Annotated in this window: 15 protein-coding genes; 6 read left to right on the top strand and 9 right to left on the bottom strand. The window is 38.8% G+C overall.

Going from position 1 to position 18,014, the window contains the following annotated elements; all coding sequences use genetic code 11:
* Nucleotides 1-32: 32 nt before the first annotated feature.
* The 3 genes from ABXG83_RS10440 (at nucleotide 33) to ABXG83_RS10430 (ending at nucleotide 2,169) form a co-directional block, all read left to right on the top strand.
* The gene (locus ABXG83_RS10440) at nucleotides 33-506 is read left to right on the top strand and encodes a RidA family protein (protein ID WP_353548803.1); all 474 of its coding nucleotides are present in this window, start codon (nucleotides 33-35) and stop codon (nucleotides 504-506) included.
* A complete protein-coding gene (locus ABXG83_RS10435; protein ID WP_353548802.1) occupies nucleotides 503-1,621 on the top strand; it encodes a D-TA family PLP-dependent enzyme in 1,119 nt (372 codons plus the stop codon). The genes ABXG83_RS10440 and ABXG83_RS10435 overlap by 4 nt, the downstream gene beginning before the upstream one ends.
* An 89-nt stretch (nucleotides 1,622-1,710) precedes the next feature.
* Nucleotides 1,711-2,169 carry a hypothetical protein gene (locus tag ABXG83_RS10430; protein WP_353548801.1) on the top strand — a complete coding sequence of 153 codons (459 nt, stop codon included), beginning with the start codon at nucleotides 1,711-1,713 and terminating at the stop codon, nucleotides 2,167-2,169.
* Between the two features lie 49 nt (nucleotides 2,170-2,218).
* On the opposite strand, the gene ABXG83_RS10425 is transcribed toward ABXG83_RS10430, so the two are convergent.
* Nucleotides 2,219-5,035 carry a S8 family peptidase gene (locus ABXG83_RS10425; RefSeq protein ID WP_353548800.1) on the bottom strand — a complete coding sequence of 939 codons (2,817 nt, stop codon included), beginning with the start codon at nucleotides 5,033-5,035 and terminating at the stop codon, nucleotides 2,219-2,221.
* Nucleotides 5,036-5,257: 222 nt separating this feature from the next.
* Here ABXG83_RS10425 and ABXG83_RS10420 point away from each other — a divergent pair, with 222 nt between their 5' ends.
* Complete coding sequence (locus tag ABXG83_RS10420; RefSeq protein ID WP_353548799.1) at nucleotides 5,258-6,070, top strand: M57 family metalloprotease; 813 nt, start codon at nucleotides 5,258-5,260, stop codon at nucleotides 6,068-6,070.
* Between the two features lie 95 nt (nucleotides 6,071-6,165).
* Here the strand turns inward: ABXG83_RS10420 and ABXG83_RS10415 are convergent, their stop codons facing one another.
* The 5 genes from ABXG83_RS10415 to ABXG83_RS10395 all read right to left on the bottom strand — a co-directional run bounded on the left by ABXG83_RS10415 (nucleotide 6,166) and on the right by ABXG83_RS10395 (nucleotide 10,137).
* On the bottom strand, nucleotides 6,166-6,633 hold the full coding sequence (locus tag ABXG83_RS10415; RefSeq protein WP_353548798.1) for a hypothetical protein: 468 nt from the start codon (nucleotides 6,631-6,633) through the stop codon (nucleotides 6,166-6,168).
* A gap of 67 nt (nucleotides 6,634-6,700) precedes the next feature.
* Nucleotides 6,701-7,147: a DMT family transporter gene (locus ABXG83_RS10410; RefSeq protein WP_353548797.1), complete on the bottom strand. Its 447-nt coding sequence runs from the start codon at nucleotides 7,145-7,147 to the stop codon at nucleotides 6,701-6,703.
* A 28-nt stretch (nucleotides 7,148-7,175) separates the two neighbouring features.
* The gene (locus ABXG83_RS10405; RefSeq protein ID WP_353548796.1) at nucleotides 7,176-8,411 is read right to left on the bottom strand and encodes a DEAD/DEAH box helicase; all 1,236 of its coding nucleotides are present in this window, start codon (nucleotides 8,409-8,411) and stop codon (nucleotides 7,176-7,178) included.
* A 114-nt stretch (nucleotides 8,412-8,525) separates the two neighbouring features.
* Nucleotides 8,526-9,011, bottom strand: a complete 486-nt coding sequence (locus ABXG83_RS10400) for a nuclear transport factor 2 family protein (RefSeq protein ID WP_353548795.1) — start codon at nucleotides 9,009-9,011, stop codon at nucleotides 8,526-8,528.
* A 52-nt stretch (nucleotides 9,012-9,063) separates the two neighbouring features.
* Nucleotides 9,064-10,137 carry an iron-containing alcohol dehydrogenase family protein gene (locus ABXG83_RS10395; protein WP_353548794.1) on the bottom strand — a complete coding sequence of 358 codons (1,074 nt, stop codon included), beginning with the start codon at nucleotides 10,135-10,137 and terminating at the stop codon, nucleotides 9,064-9,066.
* Nucleotides 10,138-10,525: 388 nt separating this feature from the next.
* Here ABXG83_RS10395 and ABXG83_RS10390 point away from each other — a divergent pair, with 388 nt between their 5' ends.
* Together ABXG83_RS10390 and ABXG83_RS10385 are read left to right on the top strand one after the other, a co-directional pair.
* The gene (locus tag ABXG83_RS10390) at nucleotides 10,526-11,584 is read left to right on the top strand and encodes a HEAT repeat domain-containing protein (protein ID WP_353548793.1); all 1,059 of its coding nucleotides are present in this window, start codon (nucleotides 10,526-10,528) and stop codon (nucleotides 11,582-11,584) included.
* Nucleotides 11,581-15,156, top strand: a complete 3,576-nt coding sequence (locus ABXG83_RS10385; RefSeq protein ID WP_353548792.1) for a sulfatase-like hydrolase/transferase — start codon at nucleotides 11,581-11,583, stop codon at nucleotides 15,154-15,156. Before ABXG83_RS10390 ends, ABXG83_RS10385 begins: the two co-directional genes overlap by 4 nt.
* Here ABXG83_RS10385 and ABXG83_RS10380 read toward each other — a convergent pair.
* The 3 genes from ABXG83_RS10380 to ABXG83_RS10370 are packed head-to-tail and all read right to left on the bottom strand — an operon-like array spanning nucleotide 15,150 to nucleotide 17,982.
* A complete protein-coding gene (locus ABXG83_RS10380; RefSeq protein WP_353548791.1) occupies nucleotides 15,150-16,352 on the bottom strand; it encodes a hypothetical protein in 1,203 nt (400 codons plus the stop codon). The genes ABXG83_RS10385 and ABXG83_RS10380 overlap by 7 nt on opposite strands.
* On the bottom strand, nucleotides 16,334-17,596 hold the full coding sequence (locus ABXG83_RS10375; protein ID WP_353548790.1) for a YaiO family outer membrane beta-barrel protein: 1,263 nt from the start codon (nucleotides 17,594-17,596) through the stop codon (nucleotides 16,334-16,336). Before ABXG83_RS10375 ends, ABXG83_RS10380 begins: the two co-directional genes overlap by 19 nt.
* A gap of 17 nt (nucleotides 17,597-17,613) precedes the next feature.
* Entirely contained in the window at nucleotides 17,614-17,982 is a 369-nt protein-coding gene (locus ABXG83_RS10370; protein WP_250687043.1) for a response regulator, read from the bottom strand.
* Nucleotides 17,983-18,014: the final 32 nt, after the last annotated feature.

The raw sequence follows: 18,014 nt of genomic DNA, 5'->3' as shown, positions 1-18,014 counted from the left end.
CTGTACAGAATCATAGATTTTAATCCACGATTATGCTACAACATACACCGGAAGAAGCTTTTGCAGCTTTGAATCTCAGTTTACCTCCTGCCCCCGAACCCTTGGGCTTGTATAAGCCATGTTTGGTCGACGGAGAGTACTTGTATTTATCAGGACATGGTACTTTACAAAATGATGGCAGCTGGATCGTTGGTATCGTAGGATTGGATATGGACAAAGAAGCAGCCAAGCTAGCCGCTCGCCAGGTAGGACTGGCCATGATAGCTACCATCAAAAAAAACATAGGCAGCCTTGATAAGATCAAACGAGTGATCAAAGTGTTGGGAATGGTAAATGCGGTTCAGGGTTTTGCTGATCATCCTTTTGTGATCAATGGTTGTAGTGAATTGTTTGCAGCTATCTGGGGACCTGATCATGGTGTCGGCGTGAGAAGTGCAGTAGGCATGAGTTCACTCCCCGGAAATATTCCTGTTGAAATTGAAGCCATTTTTGAATTACATGTATGAGTAACCATCAACACGCTTGGTACAGTATTACTGACCCATCTACAATCGATACACCTGCATTACTGGTATATCCTGAACGCGTACAGCAAAATATTGATGCTGCTATACGTTTGGTAGGTGATGCATCAAGACTCAGACCACACATCAAAACGCATAAGACCAAAGAAGTAACCGAACTATTGATGCGTGCAGGTATACATCAATTCAAGTGTGCTACGATTGCAGAGGCGGAGTTATTGGGAATCTGTAAAGCAAAAGATGTCTTACTTGCCTATCAACCTTTAGGTCCAAAGTTGAATCGTTTTCTTGCAGTAATCGAACATTATCCTACTACGCAGTACGCCTGTTTGACAGATAATATTCCTGCTGCTACAGAAATAGCCCTTGCTGCTAAAAAAGCAAATACCAGACTGACTGTTTACATCGATCTGAATGTGGGCATGAATAGAACCGGTATTGCTCCTGAAGAATCAGAGGGTTTGATTGAATTTTGTTTACAACAGTCATCACTTCATCTTGCCGGATTACATGCTTACGACGGACATATTCGTAATACGGATCTGATTGAGCGAAAACAAATTTGTGATGCTGCATTTGCCAGAACAAGTGCTTTACAAAAAAGAATGCAAGATCAGCATGGGATCACATTATCGATCATTGCAGGAGGTAGTCCAAGCTTTCCGATCCATGCGCAAAGAGAAAACGTAGTCTGCAGTCCGGGTACATTTGTGTATTGGGATCATGGTTATGGATCTTTATTTCCTGAACAACCCTTCATTCCTGCAGCATTGGTGTTAACAAGAATTATTTCTTTGCCAGCTCCCGGAATGATCTGTACAGATCTCGGACATAAATCTATTGCGGCGGAGAATCCATTGGAGAAAAGAGTACATTTTTTAAATGCGCCGGAATTAAAAGCAATATCACAAAGTGAAGAACATTTGGTACTGCGTGCACCAGAAAATCACTCCTATCAACCCGGTGATATTTTATACGGTTTACCGATACATATTTGTCCAACCTGCGCTTTATATGAAAGAGCCTTTACGATCACAGATCATCAAAAGCGAGGAGAATGGATGATCAGCGCACGAGATAGAAAAATACAGTACTAAGCTTATAAACAGCTGTAAATCAGTTATTTTCAAAACAATGCCCAGTTTGGCATCCTATTTGCATTTTTAGAGGTATAAAACTTTAACACATGAAGAAAACATTATTCCTCTTGCTGATTACGTTTGGATGGATGAGTCAGCAGCACGCAGATGCACAAATACGAATCAATGCGAATATCAATATTGGAAGTCAACCATTATGGGGACCTGTTGGGTATGATCATGTAGACTACTATTATATGCCTGATATTGATGTCTATTATTATGTACCCGAGCGCAGGTTTATTTATTTGGATGGAGGAAGATGGATCTTTGCCGCTTCTTTGCCTGGCAGGTACAGAGGTTATGATTTGTATGCTTCTCCGAAGATCGTGATCAATGAACCTAGACCTTATTTAAGAGCAGATGTATACCGAGTAAAATATAAAAACTGGAAAGGTCCAAAACAAATTGTGATCAGAGATAGTGATGATGATCGTTACAGGAACCATCCCGGCAGAGGTCATGGTCGCGGTAATGGCAATGGTAAAGGAAAAAATAAAGGATAATATATTACCCCCTAAATGAGAAAAGCTGTTCGTTGATCGGGCAGCTTTTTTATTGTACGATCAGACGTCCGTTCAATATTCGATCATTGTTTTGAATGATCACATAAAAATAAACACCTCTTTGCAAAAGGGGCATCCGTACTTGATTTCGAAGTCCTTGTAATGATTCTTTCATTACCAATCTTCCAAATACATCATACAAACGAAACTCTTTATTATCAGGGTCAGCATCCATGATATTCAAAGTGGCACCGGGTTGTATTGGATTTGGAAATACATAATAAGCTGCCGCACCAAAAAGAAGTACTTGCTCGGGGTGTGTATAATAGTTGGTGCCATTTTGTAATTCAATTCTTGCACGATATACATTCAATCCATTATTGGCGGGGGTTGTGATCGTAAGCTGGGTATTGGTAACAGGTGTTATTTCTTGAAATGCTGAAAAACCTGATGCGGTTAATTTTTCAAATACAACCTTCTTCACCTGATAAGTAGTACCCAGTTGTAGATTAAGTCTTGCTGCATTATTACCAAATGGATCTGCAATGAATCCACTGATATAACAAGCAACTTGTTGCTGTCGATAATCGAATGTATAAGCCCGTCTACCTTCTTTTTGGAGTGGCAACAAAGGTGCTATGCTAAAGAAACTATAAGGATTATTCTGTTTCAGTTGAATCAAAGCAGTATCACTGACCGTGATAAAAGGTTCGAGATATTGTTCGCCAAGTCGATATACCCGATAACTGTCTACTTTTGCTTTCTGCCAATAGACCAGAAAAGAATCCGCACAATTAAATCCGGTATTGATCAATAAATTTTTAGATATTCCAACAGTATCACTCAGCCAAGATCGTTGTGTAGCTTTCATGCGCAGCTGAATAGCAGCAGTAGTATCCGGCGGTTGCCATTGAAAATATTGATGGGAAAGATTCACACCATTGGCTACTGTTTGCCAATTGCCATCATTCAATTTATATTCTAAAGTAGCGGTATCTGTTATAGTAGTTTCCCAACGAAGTGTGTTTTTTCTTGCAGGTTCCAGCAGATCTCCTTTAACAGGGTAACTGAATATAAAATGCGAAACAGTATCATACTGCCAGGCAATCGCATAAATCTGCGCTAGTGTTGGAATAGACGTTCCGGATATTTTTATATTATAGGTACCTGCAGCAGGTAATGCGATGGTTATTTGCTCATGATTATTCAAGGTATCTTTTTTTCGCACAGCATTTTTACGTAGCGAATCCGGATGTGGGTATGAATTTAATACCCATGGTAACCAAGTTTGTGCAGAAGCAGGATGTTCAAGGATCATATCCAGATCATTCACCAATGCCTTATATGCATTTGTTTGAGCAGGATGATCGGTCCAGCTAAGTGTTATTTTAAGGTTTCTCGCTCCTGCCGGTACTGTTATTTGATGAACCCACTCTTGGCTATCCCTTACATAACCATTGATTAGCCGATCATCTTGTATGGTTTTGATGGCTCGGTATGCATTTGCCATTCCGTATCCTGAAACAAAGTCAGGACCGGGCGATCCAATATCATCAGCACTATTAAACAGAACAGCTCGGATCATGTCTGTGCTAGCTTCTGTGTTATTTTTCTGTTGATATGCCTGTTGTAACAAAGCTGTAATACCGGAAACAATAGCCGCCGCACCTGAAGAACCGTCTTCACCCAAAGCAACCAACTCCGGTTTTAATCTACCATCATAAGCCGGACCCCGAGAGCTCAGCGCCGGCACTACACCAAAAGAATCTGTAGCACCAACAGCAATGCTATTCTTTGACATTTTAAAACTACCTGTGAGATTTGCAAAACCATTAATACCTGCGTAGTTGCCTGATGAAGAAGCTTGTGTGCCCTGATTTCCTGCAGAAAAAATATGTAACAATCCTAGGCCTTCAGAATTTGTCTGACGATCATATGCTGCGGCATCGGCTCCATAATAATTTTCAATTCCTGTTCCATAGGAGTGATTTTGAAGACCCACACGCAGACGCATTACCTCAGATAATGGATCCGGAAGTAGATTAGCAAAATCTGATGAAGTAATGGAAGCTCCATAAGCAAATCCCTTTCCTGTATAAAAGGTATTACCACCTCCTGCAGCAATCGTTGCCATTGTAGTTGCGTGTGTTTCTATTCTTGAAGAAGCAAGTGATGAAGAAACATAGCGTCCTTTAAAATCAATATCAGCAGTATCTAATTTATTTTCTTTGATCGAAATACTCCGACCGCTGCCATTGATCGTTGGCCATATACGATGTGCCAGATTTCCTTTATTTGCAGATAAATCAAATCCGGTTAGTTCTCTTTCGGTAAAAGGTTTAGCTACCGGCGCGATAAATAAGATAGACGGGTTTTGCACTAAATACTCTTGGATCCATTTCCAAGAAGCATTGAGCTGTATATGTTTACCGGATATACTTGTGATCGTTACAGCATCTTTTTCATGGATTCGCTTTGTTAGGATATCTGTATCCGTTGTTTCAATCAACCAGGCTTTTTGTTGATGGATCATTTCTGTTGTAGCAGGTGCTATAAAACCGGGAGGAAATTTCCAGGCATCATTCACCGGCATTAACTTACCCAACTTCCAAAGAGATGAAATGATTTGGGGATCTTCTATCTGAACAATGGTGATGGTATCCGATAATTTTCTGAGTGCCGAAACTGTCTTCGGTAATTCACCGATCAACGCAAATATTTTTTTTGTTGAATGTTGATCAAATGAGCTTAATAAAGATGATTCAACAAAAGGCTTTAAGACATGAGGAATATATTGTCGGCTCGAAGGTTGAGATTGAGCATACAGAAAACCAAATAATAAAAAACAAAACAAACCTCTTCTCATGTGCATAGGAAACGGGAACATTAAAGATAGGTAAATCGTTTTTTTACTCATCTACGTATCTACAAGAAGAACAGACTGCAACTTTATTCGGGTTTATGAATCAGCTTGCGGTTTTGCAACAGCGTTGCTCAAATTTGCTTTTGTCTGATTCATACATTCCTTAAATTCAGTTTGAAATCCAACTTCACTGTAAACCATTTCTAAAAATCCAAACTTAAACACATGAGAAAAAACATGCGCCTTTCCTTGGCTGTTATCGCTTTACTGATAACCGCTGTTTCCTGTCAAAAAGCAGTTGCTCCTGAGCAAGAAATCAAAAAAGAAGTTTCACAAGATGTCATTAACAGTGTAAAAGCACTGGGTTTTTCTACCACTAATATTATTCCTGAAGAAGGAGGTTATATTGTTGAGGGAGATATTTTTATTCCATCAAATGAATTGAAACGTTCTTTGAACGGAGCTTTTTTACGTGTTGGTGATGTTGAGCAATACCGAACCACCAACCTGGTAACTCGTTTACCAAGAACCATTACGGTTGCATTATCCAGCAGAATAGATGCTGCGATTTATGGTCCTGTACTGGATGAAGTAGTTCGTCGTTACAATGCTGAAAATTTACAAATCACTTTTCAGCGTGTAAGTTCTGGTGCAAATATCACTTTCGATCGCGCGAGTGGTAGCTACTTGGCTTCTGCAGGTTTCCCAACTGCAAGTGGGGATCCGTTTAATTCTGTAAAAGTGAATACCAGAGCTATCGGTTCTGGAACTTCTTCAACTTTTATCAATTATGCAGCTACCATTTTTGCACATGAATTAGGTCACTGTATTGGTTTCCGTCATACCGATTATATGGATCGCTCATATAGCTGTGGCGGTGCTACCAGCAATGAAGGAGCTTCTACTGTTGGAGCTATTTTAATTCCGGGTACACCTGCAGGACCAGATCCAAATTCATGGATGCTCGCTTGTATTGGTAACGGTGTAAACCGTCCATTCAATGCAAACGATAAAACAGCATTGAGCTATTTGTATTAATACCTAGCTTCTAATTATCCATAAGAATGGTTTACAGCAAAAAGGGGCGACAGAATCTGTCGCCCCTTTTTATTCAGTAGTATCTTATCAAAACTTTACGATTCTTTTTCTTTTCTCCGGCTATTTCTTCCAACAGCATAATGCGGTTTCAGGTCTTTATAAATTTGTCCAAACTGTTCACTACCCGAAAGCGCTGCATTCTTAGAGTTGTGGAAATATGCCCTGGTTTGTTTCAATATTTCGTTGCCTAATAATAGTTTGGCATCTTCCATCTTTGTTTTTACTTCTTCCAATTCATTCAACAACTCGTTATACTGCTTATACAATTGAATATAGTTATTGCAGGTATTCACATCAACATAAGAGGGAACGGTTGCCGGATTTTTTCGCATGGATAGTACTGCCTTCTCTACAAACTCTTTCTTTTTGTCATTCAATTTGAACATGCTTCTTCTTTCCGAAGGTTTTAATTTAATATTCTGCGGAAGCATATTTCGTAAAGCTGCTATATGCTGTCTGAAAGACATTAATTCTGATCCTACAAAGCTTCTGAAAGAGGCCATAAGACGTTATTTATTACTATAACGTCTATTCAAATTAGAAAATTGCTCATTCTGCGCAATTTTAATCCTATCCCTTACGGTTGATCAGATAGGCCCCACCAATCAACATCAATACTCCCATTACTTTACCCCAGTTAATGGGGCTTTGTTTGAAACCAAACAGTCCGAAATGATCAAATACCAGCGCGAATAGTAATTGTCCTGCTATGACCAATGCAAATACATTGGCTGATCCTATCTGCTGAACCGAGTAAATAATAACGGTTACAAAAAAGGCACCGAGAAGACCTCCTGAAAATTTATACCATTCGATCTGTTGTAGCTGTTGCGTATTGGGGAATGATTGTTTGGTAAAAATAATGATCAATGCCAGCGCAATGGTTCCAACAACAAAAGAAATAAAAGCTGCTACCCATTGATTATTCACGGCTGTTTTCAATTGACTGTTCACACCCGCTTGCGTAGTGATTGTTAATCCTGCTAATAACGGCAGGATATAAACCAGGTATTTCATGAAATGATATTTATAATGAACTATATGATCACTTTTTTTTGTCGCCCCTTGGCGGACCATTTCTTCTGTTTCCCTGTGATCTTCTATTTTGTCCACCTTGTCTCGGTGCGCGAGGATTGTAGGTCGGAGTTGGTCCAAACTCTTCTGGCACTGTCCCTTTTAAAACAGGTTCACCAAGCAGTGCTTCTATGGCTGCAAATTTGTTTTGTTCCTTTTCACTTACCAGTGTAAAAGCAGTACCCTTACTGGCTGCACGGGCGGTTCTACCAATACGATGCACATAATCTTCTCCATCATTGGGTACATCAAAGTTGATAACAAGATCGATATCTTCGATATCAATACCCCTGCTCAAAATATCTGTTGCGACCAGTATGTTCAACTTTTTATTTCTGAAGTCTTGTAGTACCTGCTCTCTTTTAGTTTGATCCAAATCAGAATGAATCTCTTCTGCAGAAAGTTTGGCTCTCTTCAATTCTGCTGTGAGTTGTTTTACATTTTGTTTTTTAGAACAGAAGACGATCACATTTTGAAACTTACTGCCCCCCAACATATCTTTTATGATAGGGATCTTTTGAGGTTCATATACAATAAAAGCTTTCTGAACAATTTGCTCCGGTGGCTTTGATATTGCAATATTGATCTCTACCGGCTCACGCAGGATCTTTCTGGCCAGTTCACGCATTTTCATGGGCATGGTAGCCGAGAAAAGCAGGTTCTGTCTCTCTTTGGGCAGAAATGAAATGATCTTCATGATATCATCATTGAAGCCCATATCAAGCATTCTGTCTGCTTCATCAAGCACGAGATATTTTAATCCTTTTAATTTCACATAACCCATGTTCAGATGTGCGATCATTCTGCCCGGGGTACATATAACAATATCTACACCTTGTGTCAGGGCTTTTTTTTCTGCATTAAAAGAATCACCACCACTCCCTCCATACACAGCTATAGAACTTACATCCGTGAAGTAAGAGAGTCCTTCCAAACCCTCCGCAATTTGAATGGCCAATTCGCGAGTAGGCACAATGATCATGGCGTTGATCTCATTCGAATCATGCGGAACAGTTAATAAGCGATGTATAAGTGGCAATAAAAAAGCAGCTGTTTTTCCCGTACCGGTTTGTGCTGAAGCAATGATATCTTTTCCTTCTAAAATGGGAACCATCACTTGTTGCTGAACGGGTGTGGCGGTTTCATAACCCATGGCATCAATGCCGTCTAAAATCCGCTGATCGAGTCCTAAATCTGTAAACTTCAAATTGATCTGTATTTAAATGTATTATGTAAAGATACTATTTAATGTTGCGGCATATAAAACAAAACCCGCAAGCAATTCATTCTTACGGGTTTTCCTTTTTTTGATGCAATTGCACTAGTGTGCTGTAGGTGCCGGTGTTTCTGCATTCCAGGTATCACGATATCTTTTCCAAACCCCTTCTTCTTGCTTCCAGGTCACCAGGAATTTACCTGATTCTACCGCTTTTCCTTCTTTATCCAGGATTTGATAAACACCTTCTTCTGAAACCAGTTCAGGTCCACCGGTTACTTCTATAATGTCTAGCTTCATACCCGCGATACCCATTTCAATGCCGCCTTTCAAAAAAGCATACAAAGCAGCCGGCCCACACATTTTAGGAGCACCATCAGGCATCAGACATCCGTCTTTAGTGAAAAGTGAAACAAATAATGCAGAATCACCCGTGGCGAATGCTTTGATAAAATTGTCTTTGTTCACTTCAATCTGTGCTTTGACACTATCAATATTGAAAGTGACATTTGCCTCAACAGCTTTTTCAGATTGATTACTACATGCTGCTAACAGTAGTATGAATAGAAGCAGGGAAATAGTTTGTTTCATAATTAAAATTTGAAACAAACTACTCTAAGAAGTTTACAATTGCAAGCTGGATTTATAGTTTTTCATACAATGCTCTTAGCTTTTCTCGGGTCATGATTTTTTCCCAATCTTTGCCCAAAGCATTCTCCCACAAGGGTTTCATACCTAGTGAAACATTGATCATGGTGTCGAACTGTTCATCTGTAAGTCCTTTACAGATCCCTTGAGGTATATCAATATTATTTTTCTCGACCATCAATTTAAACTCTTTAACACCAGCCGGATAATACTCTTCCAAATGGTTCATCACGATACAATTTCCGATTCCATGTTTGGTTCCAAGTAAATAGCTAAGTCCATAACTTACTGCATGCGCCACACCTACTTGGGAATAGGCAATACTCATGCCACCAGCATAGGAAGCCATCATCAGTTGATCATCACTTTCATCATCCCAATGGTTTTTGGTAACAAATACTTTCTGACAAAGTTCCAAGGCTTTCTCACCATAACTTTTACTGAACTCATTCAGGTAAGTTCCTTCCAGACTTTCTATACAATGGATATAACAATCCATCCCCGTATAAAAACGCTGATTAACAGGTGCATCTTTGGTCAACTCAGGATCTAATACGATCTGATCAAAGGGCGTAAAATCACTGTTCATTCCCAGCTTTCTTGTTGGACCGGTCAGTACGGTTGTTCGACTAACTTCTGCCCCTGTACCACTCAATGTGGGAATACCTGCTTTATATACACCGGGAAATTTTACCAGATCCCATCCCTGGTAATCGGCTGAGGAACCGGGATTATTCATCATTAGTGATACTGCTTTGGCTAAATCCATGGTAGAACCTCCGCCAATACCAATGATACCACTTACCGTTCCGAATTTCTCTTTCAGCTCATTGGCCAATGCATCTACCTGAGTGGTCTTAGGCTCATAGGTCACATCCGCAAAAATGATCTGGTCTTTGCCACGTAAGGGTATTCTGTTTACCAAAGGCTTTCCTTCGAAGAAGTGATCTACCAGAAAAATCATGGGGGCATCTGCTTTTCTGCGGGGTGCAAGAATTTCATCTAACTGATTAAAAGCACCTCTTCCAAAAACTACATAATCGACCATTTTAAAATTGCGAAAGCTCATATCAAAAATTTTGAATGCCTATAATGCCACAAACATACTCAGAACCATTTACTTCATAAAGACCTATCAGGCAAAAGAGGCTATTGAACTTAAATTTCAACTAAATTTTTACTGGAAACAGGTATTCCGGTGGCTAACAGAATACTTTTGCCGAAAAGTTTGCATTTCGCTTATACTTCAGGTAATAATAAACCCCGCTGTTCCGTTATTTACAGATTTATAAGAAACCAAGGTGTTTGAGAAGATTATACGTTCAGATTACGTAAATTAATGTTCGAAACACGCCAAAACCGGAATTATTATTCTTTTTCAAATGACTTTAACTGGGATTAGTACTTTCTGTTTCATACTCCTATCCGGTTCTATTGGAAGGGACTTCCTGCAATTCATGAGTCCGGAAAATCTCATGATAGGTGTCAAGATAATGTCTGTATGCATTTTATTGATCGTAGCGATGATCTATATACAGACGATTGCCAAAAAAAGACTCTTTTTTCATACCGAGCGTATCAAAAGCAATATTGAAGTGTGGATCAGCCATATCATTTTGGAAGAAACCATAGAGGGTATTGATATCCCCAAAAAATTCTTCCGGATGCTGAATGATCCGAAAGCCAGACAGGTTGCCATTGATGAATTGATCAAATGCAAAAAGAATTTTTCGGGGGCAGTTGCTGATAACATTGTTGTCTTGTACAATAAACTGGGGCTTCGCGAAGATTCTTTGTTCAAGATGAAAAACAAACGTAAATGGTATCTGCAAGCTCGAGGTATCCAGGAATTGTATTTGATGGATCAAAAAGATCTGCTGACAAAGATCTATCGGGAAACCAATAGTAAACATGAGTTTGTTCGTTCAGAAGCACAAATAGCTGTTATTCATTTGACGGGTTTTAACGGTCTGCGCTTTTTGGATGTGATCACTTATCCACTTACGTTATGGCAACAGATCAAACTTCTGGAACAGTTGAAATTGTTTGGCAAAAAAGAAGACCTCTCTGATAGAATCCCAAAATGGCTTTTATCAAAAAATGATACGGTAGTTGTGTTTGCACTGAGGCTTACAGCAGAATACCAGCAGTTTGCCGTGAAAGATAAAGTGGTGGAGTGTTTGGTGCATCCTTCTAAAATCGTTCGTACACAGGCCATCAAAACAATGATCGCTCTTTCGGATGAAAACACGGCATCGATGCTGATCGGATATTTCTCCAAAGAAGATTTTGAAAACCAAATTCATATTCTCAATAGCCTGGCAAGTTTGGCCAATGATGATCAAAAGGATTTCATGATCAAATTATTAGATGCGCCCGATAATATTATCAAAGTAAAAGCAGCCACTGTACTAACCAATAGCTGTACAGATGGTATTCAGGTAATTGAGCATAGAGCTACGATAGAACCGGAGCCATTTGAAAGAATACTTAGACATGTAAAAAGTGTGAAATGAACTGGGATGTAGCACTAAATATCGCTTTTGATATACTGACTTATGGGATATTCATTTATTCCACACTCCTATTATTATCCTATATCGCCATCGCTATTTTTTCGATCGGCGAAACAAGAAAATATATTCATAAAAATAGTTTTACAGACTACAGGGTCCTTGCTTCTTCTCCGCATGCCCCAACAGTAAGCATTCTCGCACCCGCTTATAATGAGGGTAAAACCATTGTCGAAAATATTCGATCACTTCTTTCCATTTATTATGTGAATCTTGAAGTAATTGTTATCAATGATGGAAGTAAAGATGATTGTTTACAAAAGATGATCCAGGCATATGAGTTGGAAAAGATCGACTATTTCGTAGACTATAAAATAAAGACCAAAGATGTAAGAGGTGTTTATAAAAGTCGCAACCCTATTTATCATAAACTATTGGTAGTAGATAAAGTGAACGGGGGAAAAGCAGATGCTTTAAATGTAGGTATTAATATCTCCTCGAATAAATACCTTGTTTGTATTGATGTGGATTGTATCCTGGAGCAAGATGCGCTGCTAAAAATGATCAAACCGTTTTTAGAGCAAACCGGTGAGCGCGTGATCGCTTCAGGTGGTGTGGTAAGAATTGCCAACTCCTGTATCATTGAAGATGGTCGTTTGGTAAAAGTAAAACTTGCAGAAGATTATCTGCCACGAATGCAGATTTTGGAATACATAAGGGCATTCATTCTGGGAAGAATGGCGTGGAGCCGATTGAATGGATTGATGCTGATCTCGGGAGCTTTTGGTGCTTTTGATAAAGACATTGCGATTAAGTGTGGCGGATATGATCACAATACAGTTGGGGAAGATATGGAGTTGGTGGTGCGAATGCGTCGATATATGGAAGAACGCAATGAAAAGTATCGAGTAACATATATTCCTGATCCGCTTTGCTGGACTGAAGCGCCCAGCTCTTTTGATATTTTGGGAAGACAGCGTAATCGATGGACAAGAGGAACGATCGAAACATTGAAGTTTCACAAGAAAATGTTCTTTAATCCGAAATACGGATTGTTGGGAATGCTGAGTTATCCCTACTGGTTCTTTTTTGAAATGTGTGCTCCTGTCATTGAGTTCTTTGGCTTTGTTTGTTTCTTTTTATTTGCTGCATTTGGCATGCTTGACTGGGGATTTTTCTTTGCCTACTTATTATTCATTGTTTCATTTGGATACCTATATTCCGCCTTCGCGATCTTGATGGAAGTGATCACTTATCATCAATACAAACGAAGGATCGATATTCTGGTTTTATTACTGACGGCTCTTACAGAACCTTTTTACTTTCATCCATTTGTGGTATGGAGTGCTATCAAAGGATACATAGATTATTTCAGAAAAAAGAAGAGCTGGGGAGAAATGACCCGTCAAGGTTTTGCAAAGAAAACCACGGATGCACCTCAGCCTATTGCAGAAGAAATAACAGCACCTATTGTAGAAGTCATACCTGAACCGATACCTGTAGTCGCAGAAGAAGCACCTGTACAACTTTCCTGGTACAAAAGAAAAGTGGCCCCAGTATTGAATCAAATACCGGATGTATTATTCCAGTCATTCCGTTATTATCTCGGACATATACTAGCCTTATTGTTATTGTTCATAGTAGCCAGAGGAATTGAAATCGTATTAGATTATAAAGAACATGGGGAGCCGGAATTTTTTAAAGAAGTGATACTATATGGTTTAGCGAAAGACATCGCATTCATGTCATCACTTACTATTTGGTGCTTTCTTCCGTATACACTGCTGTATGTTTTCAGCAAAAAAGTTGCACGGATCTCCTTCATCATTCTGGGCTCACTTGCTGTATTGGTTCAGTTGGCATTATCACAATATTTTATTGAATCCTTTGTTCCTCTCGGCGCTGATCTTTGGAGTTATTCTTGGGCTGATATTCAGCAAACCGTTGGAGCATCAGGAGGATTATCCATATTGGCGATATTAGGCTTGATATCAATCAGCGCAGTCTCCGTTTTTACGTTGATAAAACTCCCTAAAAGATTGTTGGCCAATGATGGCATCGTTGTCTTTTTTATTCTATTGATCGTTACTGCCGGCATCAGGGATCTGAATAAAGTAACAGCAGCGTTACTTCCGGGAAGAGAATACAGTAATAACCTATCACTCAATAAATCTTATTACTTCTATTCATCCAGCTTCAATAAATTCTTTCCGAAAGATCTGGAAGAAGATATTTATCGCGACGATTATCAATCAGACAATATTCTTGCAGACACGGAGATTGATACTAAAAATTACCCGTTTCTACATAAATCTGATAGTACTAAAAATGTTCTAGGCAGCTTCTTTTCACAAGAAGATTCAATACCTCCCAACATTGTCATCATTCTTGTAGAAGGCTTGGGAAGAGCATTTAGCAATCAAAACGCTTACCTAGGTAGCTTTACGCCTTTTCTTGATTCTCTCTCAAATAAAAGTCTGTATTGGGAAAACTTCTTAAGTACAGGCGGAAGAACATTTACAGTACTTCCATCTGTATTGGCCTCACTTCCTTTTGGCAATAGTGGCTTCAATGAATTAGGTGATCAGATGCCGTCACATTTATCGATTGCAAATTTGCTGAGATATAATGGCTATCAGACTTCTTTCTTTTATGGAGGTGCATCTGCTTTTGATAATATGGAGCAGTTTTTGAGAAAGACCGGCGTTGAAAAAATTTATGATGAAAGAAGTTTTAACGCTGCTAAATATCAAAAACTACCTGCCTCATCATCCGGATTTAGCTGGGGTTACGATGACGCTTCACTTTTCAAATTGGTACTGGATAAGTCAGCAGATGATAGTGTTCATTCAAAATTAGATATCATCCTAACGGTAGCAACACATAGTCCGTTTCTGATCAATGGTCAACAAGAATATGTGAATCGCTTTGAAAAAAGAATGGGTGAGTTAAAGTTTGCAGAGGCACAGAAAAGAAATTATCGAAAATATCAGGATCAATACTCCAGTATTCTTTATGCGGATCATGCTATCCGGCAGTTTTTAAATGAATACAGTAAGAGAAAAGATTTTAAAAGAACGGTTTTCATTATAACCGGCGACCATCGTATGCCTGAAATACCAATGAGTACTAAGCTAGATCGTTATCATGTACCATTGATCATCTATTCACCTATGTTACATAAGCCTGAAAAGTTTTCAGCTATCTCTAGTCACTTTGATATTGCTCCAACACTGACTGCCTGGTTAAAGTATAGTTATGGTTTAACCATTCCTAACTTTAATGCATGGTTAGGTACTGGTATTGATACTGGAAGAGTTTTCCGGAATAATCATTCCATACCATTAAAGCAGACAAAACCTGATTTGATTGATTATGTCAGAGGCTCATACATGTTGAGTGGTGATGATTTCTTTAAGATTAATGCTAATATGGATCTGGAGCCAGACCCTACCAATGAAAAAAAGTTTCAACTGAAATCTTCTTTTAACCAATTCAAAAGAAAGAACCTACGGTTCATGCAGGAAAGAAAATTGCTTCCCGACAGTCTTATTCAGAAATATACCCGTTATTGATTTTCCTTGATACTATCATAATAATCATTCAGAATGGTGGTTACCAAGGGACGATATAAACGCCAGAAAAAACTCTTTCTTTCTAATGGCTCTCGTTCTGTGTACATCATCCATTTGAATAATGATACGCCTTTGAAATAGGAAGAGGAAAGTGAAATGGGGTTATCACAAAAATCTGCTGAAAAATAAAAGAACCGATAGTCCTTATTGATATGTGTGGTAATGGCTGGGAAAGTAGCTGGTATTTTGTATTGATTCAATTCTGTTTGTCCAGCTTCATTCACATCGATCCTAAAATCAGAGACCACATGATTGACCTTGGGATCAATATTAACAATGTCAAACCAAAATGAGTACTTTATTTTTTCCGGCATTCCGTAGTGTTCGATTCCTTCTTGAGAAGCATAAATATAAGGCAGGTCGGTTTTCAGGTGTTTGCCGCTTTCAAGAATAACAACCAGATCATTTTCTGCATTGATAAACGCTACGCCACCCTTTTTAAACGGCCATTGATCGTTATGCGATCTTTTATAATTGTTAATGAGCCAGGTGGGTAATTCTTTATTGATTGTGGTATCAAAAGATTCGAAATACCGACCAATCCAACCAGACCATTTGATGCCAAATGTCTGTTCAAATTTATTTCTGATAACAGGATCTGTCGGTGAGCCAATTGAGTTGAATTCTGTGATGATGAGTTTATTTTTTTGTTTCATCAATTCCAGAAAATAAATATCCTGTTTACTCATGCCTCCGTATACAATACCTGATCTATCCTGAATATTGCCTTGCTTGAACCATTCATTACGAAAAACACCATATGCATCTGTAATATAGGCTGCATCTGCATCCACACTTAGCTTCTGCAATTGTGTTGAATCGAAGCGTTCTAGTCCTTTGAGTTTGTATTTTTCATCTTCTAATGGGAAAAAACCAAAGTAATCTTTATCAGGCTCGTAACGCTCTGTGTTATTCTTCAAAAATTTTTCCTGATTCAATACCCAATGCAAGGAAAGATGTTCTTGTCCGGGATATTCAACAACCGTTTTATCAACAATTGCTATAAGTAGTTTTCTTCCGGGAAGAAAGAACCACACTACCAGCATCCAAAAAGGCAATAGGAATATAATAATGGCTAGTAATCCTCGCCAAGAAATTTTAATTCGAGTACGTTTATTTAAAACCTTCTCAGACATCCAATACTGAATTGATATTGATTACCGATTGTTTTCGGCAGATACTCCTGATTCAACCAACTACCATCAATAGTGAATACATTAAACTTGGAAAACTTTTTTCTGAAAATAAATCCTGCCTTATAAGAGGTAAGTTGGGTAACCCCGTTCAATTGAATAACATTGAGTCTGTCATCGGGAGAAACACCATAACCGATATTAAAGCCTAACATATCATCTGCACTGGCATAATAATAACGCGCCGATAGATTATATGATGAAGAAACCGTGCTCGTGAATGTACTGGGTGTTATATAAGCTCTCGCACCAAATAACCAACTCTTGTAGTACTTACCAACATACCCTGTATAGACATAAGTTGGATCTCCTGAAAATTTAAGATAACGTACCCCCAACTCAGCTTCATAGCTTTTGGGAAGATTGGCATATAGGGAAAATCCACCACGCCAATGCGGAAAAACACCAATGTTATCAGAATACGCTATTCCCACGTAACTATAGAAGGTGTTGGAAATACGCGGATACGCTTCCAATTCATATTGATATCCGTTCGATGCAAAACGATTGGCATAATTGAATCGTCCAATGATAGAACCGATACCGGTATTTCTTCCGTAATCAACACTGACCAAGTGCCATGGGTCAGAAAACTGTTTATCAAAGGTTACAAAATCATAACTCACTCCGATTCTATTCTTCACTGCATTTTCCCGAATACGGTTAGCCAATGCCCTGGCTTCTGTATTGTTTTTATTCAGTGATATCACCACTTGAACTGCTTTATCTGCATCACTAAATCTTCTCATGGAATTCAATACCCTTGCTTTCTTCAGATACAATCCTTCAGATTTAGGATTGTACTTGATACCCTCCTCACAAATGGTCAATGATTTTTCGTTTTCATCATTCCAGAATGTCATGTCTGCATACGCCAAACATGCATCCTCATAACCCGGATTTTGTTTCAACACTTCTTCAAAACAAATCCTTGCACTATCATAATTTTTTGTCCATGTATAGATCCTTCCTAGAAAAACACGCAGGTCAGAATAATTAGGACTTTTTTCAATGGCTTTATATAAATAGACTTTAGCCTGCGGATAATTGTCGTCATCAAATGCTGCTTTTCGAGCCGCTTTCAACAAACCATCTGAACTGCTCGTATCAGTTTGAGCGACTACCGGCGATACAGATATTGCAAATACTGCAAAAAGAATTCGTCCTATATTCAGATTGAAAGACATACGATCAATATTAAGGATCAGGATTTTCCTAATCGGGTCATGAGTCTTTTTACGCGGATAGATAATTCGTTCAAACTAAATGGCTTGGTGATATAATCATCAGCGCCTAATTCAAACGCTTCCATAACTACTTTCTCCTGCTCCATTGCAGATAAGATAATAATGGGTATCTGCTTTTCTCCTTTTTTCAACATCGCCGTCAACTCCAAACCGGATGCATAAGGCATCATTATATCTGAAATAACCAGATCCGGTTGTTCAGATTCGATCTTTGAGATAGCTTCCCTTCCGTCAATTGTGGCAATGACGTCATAACCCTCTTTCTTAAGCTTGAGCTCAATCGTTTTTAATAACATGGGTTCATCTTCTGCAACCAGGATTTTCATATATGTCTTTCGGACTTTAAGATACTGAATAA

It is taken from the genome of Sediminibacterium sp. KACHI17 (genome assembly GCF_040362915.1).
Taxonomy (GTDB): Bacteria; Bacteroidota; Bacteroidia; order Chitinophagales; family Chitinophagaceae; genus Sediminibacterium.
Note: the sequence above shows the minus strand (reverse complement) of the source record. Positions and strands in the feature narration are given on the sequence as shown.

Coding starts and splice junctions, on each gene's coding strand:
- ABXG83_RS10440 (WP_353548803.1), top strand. CDS start 33: ATGCTACAACATACACCGGAAGAAGCTTTTGCAGCTTTGAATCTCAGT.
- ABXG83_RS10435 (WP_353548802.1), top strand. CDS start 503: ATGAGTAACCATCAACACGCTTGGTACAGTATTACTGACCCATCTACA.
- ABXG83_RS10430 (WP_353548801.1), top strand. CDS start 1,711: ATGAAGAAAACATTATTCCTCTTGCTGATTACGTTTGGATGGATGAGT.
- ABXG83_RS10425 (WP_353548800.1), bottom strand. CDS start 5,035: ATGAGAAGAGGTTTGTTTTGTTTTTTATTATTTGGTTTTCTGTATGCT.
- ABXG83_RS10420 (WP_353548799.1), top strand. CDS start 5,258: ATGAGAAAAAACATGCGCCTTTCCTTGGCTGTTATCGCTTTACTGATA.
- ABXG83_RS10415 (WP_353548798.1), bottom strand. CDS start 6,633: ATGGCCTCTTTCAGAAGCTTTGTAGGATCAGAATTAATGTCTTTCAGA.
- ABXG83_RS10410 (WP_353548797.1), bottom strand. CDS start 7,147: ATGAAATACCTGGTTTATATCCTGCCGTTATTAGCAGGATTAACAATC.
- ABXG83_RS10400 (WP_353548795.1), bottom strand. CDS start 9,011: ATGAAACAAACTATTTCCCTGCTTCTATTCATACTACTGTTAGCAGCA.
- ABXG83_RS10395 (WP_353548794.1), bottom strand. CDS start 10,137: ATGAGCTTTCGCAATTTTAAAATGGTCGATTATGTAGTTTTTGGAAGA.
- ABXG83_RS10390 (WP_353548793.1), top strand. CDS start 10,526: ATGAGTCCGGAAAATCTCATGATAGGTGTCAAGATAATGTCTGTATGC.
- ABXG83_RS10385 (WP_353548792.1), top strand. CDS start 11,581: ATGAACTGGGATGTAGCACTAAATATCGCTTTTGATATACTGACTTAT.
- ABXG83_RS10380 (WP_353548791.1), bottom strand. CDS start 16,352: ATGTCTGAGAAGGTTTTAAATAAACGTACTCGAATTAAAATTTCTTGG.
- ABXG83_RS10375 (WP_353548790.1), bottom strand. CDS start 17,596: ATGTCTTTCAATCTGAATATAGGACGAATTCTTTTTGCAGTATTTGCA.
- ABXG83_RS10370 (WP_250687043.1), bottom strand. CDS start 17,982: ATGAAAATCCTGGTTGCAGAAGATGAACCCATGTTATTAAAAACGATT.